The following is a 5,096-nucleotide window of genomic DNA, read 5'->3' as shown; positions in this document are numbered from 1 at the left end:
GTTCATCTCACGGTGTCGTGCCATGGGGTGGCTAACTTGTTCTTGCAATTTGCGTAAAATTAAGCTAATACATATCGGGGGAACGTTTTTTATGAGAAAATTTGGGCTCTTCTTTTCCGCACTTTTAGCGATCGCCGCATTAGGTGCGATCATTTTCTTCGGCCGCCAACATCAGGCCGATCAATTAGCCGCACAGCGCGCTTCCCACTCAGCGTTAGTCGCCAAACAACAACCCGCCACCAAAACCACGACAAGCACCTCCTCTAGCAATACCACTAAAAAGGCCACCAAGGTCAACAAAAAAATCGGCAACAATCAACCGTTGAAATATGTCGCGTTAGGCGATAGCTTAGCGGCAGGTGATTACACCAGCAAAGAAAATATGGCCTATGAATATGTGCTGACACGCTATCTCAAAGACACGCTTGGATTTAAAGCCACTTTGGATGGGTATTGGCAAGCTGGGGCGACCATCACCAGCATCGCGCAACCAAATTATGATAATGTGGTGAACATGGCACCAAATCTGATCACCATCGAGTTAGGCACCAACGAGCAAGATCAAACCAATGCCAATTATGCCGATGCGGCGACGTTTAAAACGAACCTCACCAATTTGGTTTCTGGATTAAAGTCTGATTTACCCAAAGCGAAGATCATTTTATTAACCACTTGGAAAGCTGAAACCAGCGCCTCATATGATGCCGCCATCAAAGCCGTCGGGACACAATATTCAGTTCCAGTGGTGGATATTTCCAGCGTTTATGCCAAAGCAGGCAATATCGCTCAATCAGGTGCCTCGAGTTGGACTGGATCAGGCGATGGGTATCACCCTAACGATAGCGGGAATCAAGCAATCGCCGATTTATTAGCCAAACAAGTCGACAAATTCTATGTGAAGTAACGCCTAAGCGGTAGATCAATGATCTGCTGCTTTTTGTTTACCTTCATGATGAACGATACGAGTTTAAACACAAAAAAAGTTGAGCCGTAGCTCAACTTTTTTTGTTTAATTACTGTTATCGCTATGCACGGTATAGCCGGTGCTGTTGGTGCCGTTCCAGTTGAAGTTTGGATTCAACGCATTTTGCTTGGTTTCTTCGTTGCTGATGGTTTCTTGCTTCAAGCCTAAGTTGCTGCGGATCTCATCGGAAACGCGTTGCAATTCTTTGGTCGAGGTGACTTGATAAGAAGCATTCAAGATATTCGCCCCAACGCCTTGCATGTGATCTTCTTTAACGTTGTTAGCCGCTGCCCGGTAATTGGTAAACAACTGCGTCATATCAGAAAAGCTCATGTTAGTTTTCAGATTAGATTCCACGGAACTCAACAACTTTTTGAAGTTGGCCAAAGATTGGAAGGATGGCGCCGCTTTAAGAATCGACATGATGATTTGACGTTGCCGAGTTTGCCGGCCGTAATCGTTATTGGGATCATCATAACGCATCCGACTGTAAGCCAACGCTTTGTCGCCATCCATGTGCACCGTTTTGCCTTTAGTGAAGGTGTAACCGGAATACTTAAAGCTCAAGGTTGGGGTCACATCCACCCCACCGACAGCGTCGACCACTTTAGTCAGACCGCCCATGTTGACCAACGCGTAGTAATTGATCGGCACATTGACCAAGCTTGAAATCGAATCGATCGCCATATCTGCGCCACCAAAGTTATAAGCGGCGTTGATTTTTTGAATTTGAACGCCGGATTCACCGACCATTTGGGCCATGGTGTCTCGCGGAATCGAAGTCATCGTGGTTTTCTTCATTTCGGGATTCAACGTGATGATGATGATGGTATCTGTCCGACCACGTGTTTCCGTCCGGCCAAGGTCCCCGGTATCAGTCCCAAGCAACGCGATGGAAACCGGTTTTTTATACTTCAATGCCGTGGTGCCACTGCCATTGTTTTTCTTCAATGGGGTGTAAGTCTTGTCGACGGTGTGTTGGACACTGGAATAGAGATAATAAGCATAGCCACCGATGGCCACCAGTAAAACGAGCACAATGCCCACGACCCATTTGATCACCGGATGCTTTTTGCCGCGATTGCGATGATGATGCCGATGTTGCGTATGTGTATGATGTTCGTCTGCCATATGTAAACCTCCAAAGTAGTCTCGCTTGTATTGTACCAGATTTGCCGAATCATTTTTCAGAAAACATGAAAATGAAACAATCAAGCCCACAGCGACATAAAAAAAGCGCCGCGATCACCGCGACGCCATCTGGTTAAATCACTTCATGGACTTGAAAGGCCAGGGGTTCGATTTGGGCCTGTTCCCATTGTTTCATTAAAGCCGCTTGATCAACTGAAGCATCCACTAACGCAATGCCACAATCACCGCCGCCAGCACCACTGGACTTGGCAGCCCCACCGGCTAGCTCGGCTAAATCACACATTTGCTTTAAAATCGGCGTTTCGATTTCAACGCCGGTTAAGGTTGCTAAATGATTTAACAATTGGCGATTGGCGCGAATGCCAGCTTGAATGGCTGAAAGTGATTGCTGACGGAAGCCTTCGATCAAGCCTTCCAAGGTGTTTTTGCTGGCACTTAAAAACGTTTGGTATTCGACCCGTTCTTTGGCTTGCGCAATGGCAATTTTATCGACTAAGCGACTAGTAGAAGCCGGCGAGCCAGTCCAGCCGATCAGCAGCTGCATGTCTTTTGGTGCTTGCAACAGCTCAATGGACAATTGGGGCCAATCCATGCTCAATAATTCAGACAACCCATGCTCACGGCGCTCAGCCGCTAACCACGCTTTATCAAAGGAGCGATAAGCGATCCAGCCGCCATAAACGGAAGCGGCAATATCCCCTAAGCTCCCGTTGCCTTGAATATCCAAATGGGCGATGGCCGCGAGCTTATACAGTTGCGCCTTGGTCATGTGTAGATCATAAAATTGATCCAATGCTTTGACTGTTGCCACAGTCACCGCAGCACTGGACCCTAAGCCGTACTTTTTGCCATCATTGGCATCCAGATCCGAATCGATATCCATGGTGTACACGGACAAGTTACGTCCGAGCTCTCTTGCGTACATCTCGGTACAACGAATAGCGCTTAAAATGTAATGAAACGGGTTGTCCCGATTATCAAATACCATTTCATCGCCATTGCGTTGCCAAGTTAAGCTGTTTTCTTGATATTGCTTGGAATTGATCCGCCCAATGCCCTCAGCTTTCGTCACTGTCACCGTTACAAATTGATTTAATGCCACGATCACCGCGGGGTACCCTGTTTCCACCACCGCGTATTCACCAGCGATATAAAGCTTACCTGGCGCCTGCGCTGTTACCAATCCATCAGAACCCTTCACCAAAATTTGCCGAACTCGTGCATGCGAATTGATTATACGCATAAACGCGCAAAAAAAACGTCAAAAAAACTCAACGTTACCAATTCTTGAAAAACACACCTTATCTATTCTAGGCATTTTCAAGCCGAAACTCAACTCCGAATTGACGTCGGTCATCAGTTTTCTTCAAATTCAGCTGCAAACGCCGCAAAATCATCGATGACTTGATGCAAATAGCCCAAACACCATTGTTGAATCGTCCGATCAAAATCTTTGTTCACATAGCCGCACGCCACAGCGGCTTGGGGACTTTGCGCATGAGCCTTCGCTAACAAATGCGCACAAACTTCACTGTATGCTTTGAATTGATCGAAGGTTAATTTCGCGACATTGATCGACTCTTTCATGTCCCGGAACTGACGCACATAAAAACTGCGCTCGCCAATGGTCATCCAACCTAAAAATGGATCCGAAGCCTTTTGCAAAATTTGTGTCGCCGCAATGATGCGCTGACCCGCTTGCGTTTCAGCGCTCAAACTGGCAGGATCTGATTGTAAACTCAGCACATGGCGATCTGGTAAAGCTTCTTTAAGTTGCAAGACAATCGAGCTGCCATTAGGTCCAGTTAACAACGCCAAATAACAATGCGTGCCAAAACTCCCGATGCCCACAGAATGCCGGATCATATCGGTGACATGATATTGATGTAATAATAAATTGACATCGGCGCGAGTGGTTTCGCGATAATCCAGCAAGCCTTGCATCAAACTGACTTCAGTATCAGCTTCCACATGAATCGACCGCGGTGGATCCACTTTAAAGCGCAACTGACCAGAGGCCGTGCGTTGCGTGTATTTTTTGATCACTGACGCTTGGTCGCGACTTTGGGCCTTGTGGATGATTTTTTCGATCAACCCTGCCTCTTGCGCATCAACTGCCCCTAATAGCCCATGCACTTCACTAGTGGTATAAAAGCGTTCGAGCTGGGATTGTTTGAAGCTCGCCTTTAAACTTTTGCGATATGTCCGCACCACCTGCAACACCAACTCATCCATTTGATCCGCATCAAAATGTGACTGCGCCCCGAGCAAATACACACTGGTGGCCAAGCGCTTGACATCATATTCAAATGGCATCACGCCAGCTTCATCAAAATCATTTAAATCAAACAGCAATTGCCGCTCAGGTGAAGCATAAAAGCCAAAGTTTTGTAAATGAGCATCCCCAGAACTCAACAAGGTGATACCACTATTGACTTCATGCCGCAAATCATAAGCCATCAACTCGGCAGTCCCACGGAAAAATGCGGCAGGACTCGCCAGCATCCGCTCATGCCGCAATGGTAACAATTCTGGAATCAAATGACTTTCGATTCGCGCAATAAACCGCGGCGCCGAGCGCGTGATCACCGGGCGATGCCCTAAAGCAGTCAAGGGCACTTGTTCACGCAAACTTTTGCCAAAAGCCTGACGCTGTTCGACGCCAACAGGTAAAGTGGGATCTAAAATTTCTGAAATTAAAGAATTAATAATGAGCCTCCAAATAAAAAGTCGAGCCTCCAAATAGGCTCGACATCTTGTCTTACAGTGCTGCAGTGTGGTCAAGCGCGATGGCTGACGTAGAGTTGGTGAAGCGGCCGTTGGCAATAAAGTCTTGCAACACGGATGACAACATTTCGCTACGTTGATCATCAGTTAACGTCACAAACCCACTAGCTTGCAAGTTGCCTAAACCGGTGGCCACAAGGGCGTGCGGACGTTTTTCTGGACCAATACCATCACGCAGCCTTGCTACGTCGGT

At 47.1% G+C, this 5,096-nt stretch carries 4 protein-coding genes and 1 pseudogene; 1 reads left to right on the top strand and 4 read right to left on the bottom strand.

From position 1 onward, the window contains the following. Positions 1 to 91 precede the first annotated feature (91 nt). Positions 92 to 904, top strand: coding sequence for an SGNH/GDSL hydrolase family protein (locus tag FD01_RS12525; RefSeq protein WP_054719453.1), 813 nt, complete (start codon positions 92 to 94; stop codon positions 902 to 904). A 105-nt stretch (positions 905 to 1,009) separates the two neighbouring features. On the opposite strand, the gene FD01_RS12520 is transcribed toward FD01_RS12525, so the two are convergent. The 4 genes and pseudogenes from FD01_RS12520 to FD01_RS16320 all read right to left on the bottom strand — a co-directional run. Then, positions 1,010 to 2,095: an LCP family glycopolymer transferase gene (locus tag FD01_RS12520; RefSeq protein ID WP_056964618.1), complete on the bottom strand. Its 1,086-nt coding sequence runs from the start codon at positions 2,093 to 2,095 to the stop codon at positions 1,010 to 1,012. Between the two features lie 133 nt (positions 2,096 to 2,228). Further along, on the bottom strand, positions 2,229 to 3,299 hold the full coding sequence (locus FD01_RS12515; protein WP_056964622.1) for a phosphomevalonate kinase: 1,071 nt from the start codon (positions 3,297 to 3,299) through the stop codon (positions 2,229 to 2,231). A gap of 173 nt (positions 3,300 to 3,472) precedes the next feature. After that, positions 3,473 to 4,858 (bottom strand): DUF2252 domain-containing protein, encoded by a 1,386-nt coding sequence (locus FD01_RS12510; protein ID WP_162257370.1) that lies wholly within the window; start codon positions 4,856 to 4,858, stop codon positions 3,473 to 3,475. A 19-nt stretch (positions 4,859 to 4,877) separates the two neighbouring features. After that, positions 4,878 to 5,096, bottom strand: a pseudogene (locus tag FD01_RS16320) (hypothetical protein); the annotation flags it as partial.

It is taken from the genome of Lacticaseibacillus manihotivorans DSM 13343 = JCM 12514 (assembly GCF_001435035.1).
Lineage (GTDB): Bacteria > Bacillota > Bacilli > Lactobacillales > Lactobacillaceae > Lacticaseibacillus > Lacticaseibacillus manihotivorans.
Note: the sequence above shows the minus strand (reverse complement) of the source record. Positions and strands in the feature narration are given on the sequence as shown.

Coding starts and splice junctions, on each gene's coding strand:
- FD01_RS12520 (WP_056964618.1), bottom strand. CDS start 2,095: ATGGCAGACGAACATCATACACATACGCAACATCGGCATCATCATCGC.
- FD01_RS12525 (WP_054719453.1), top strand. CDS start 92: ATGAGAAAATTTGGGCTCTTCTTTTCCGCACTTTTAGCGATCGCCGCA.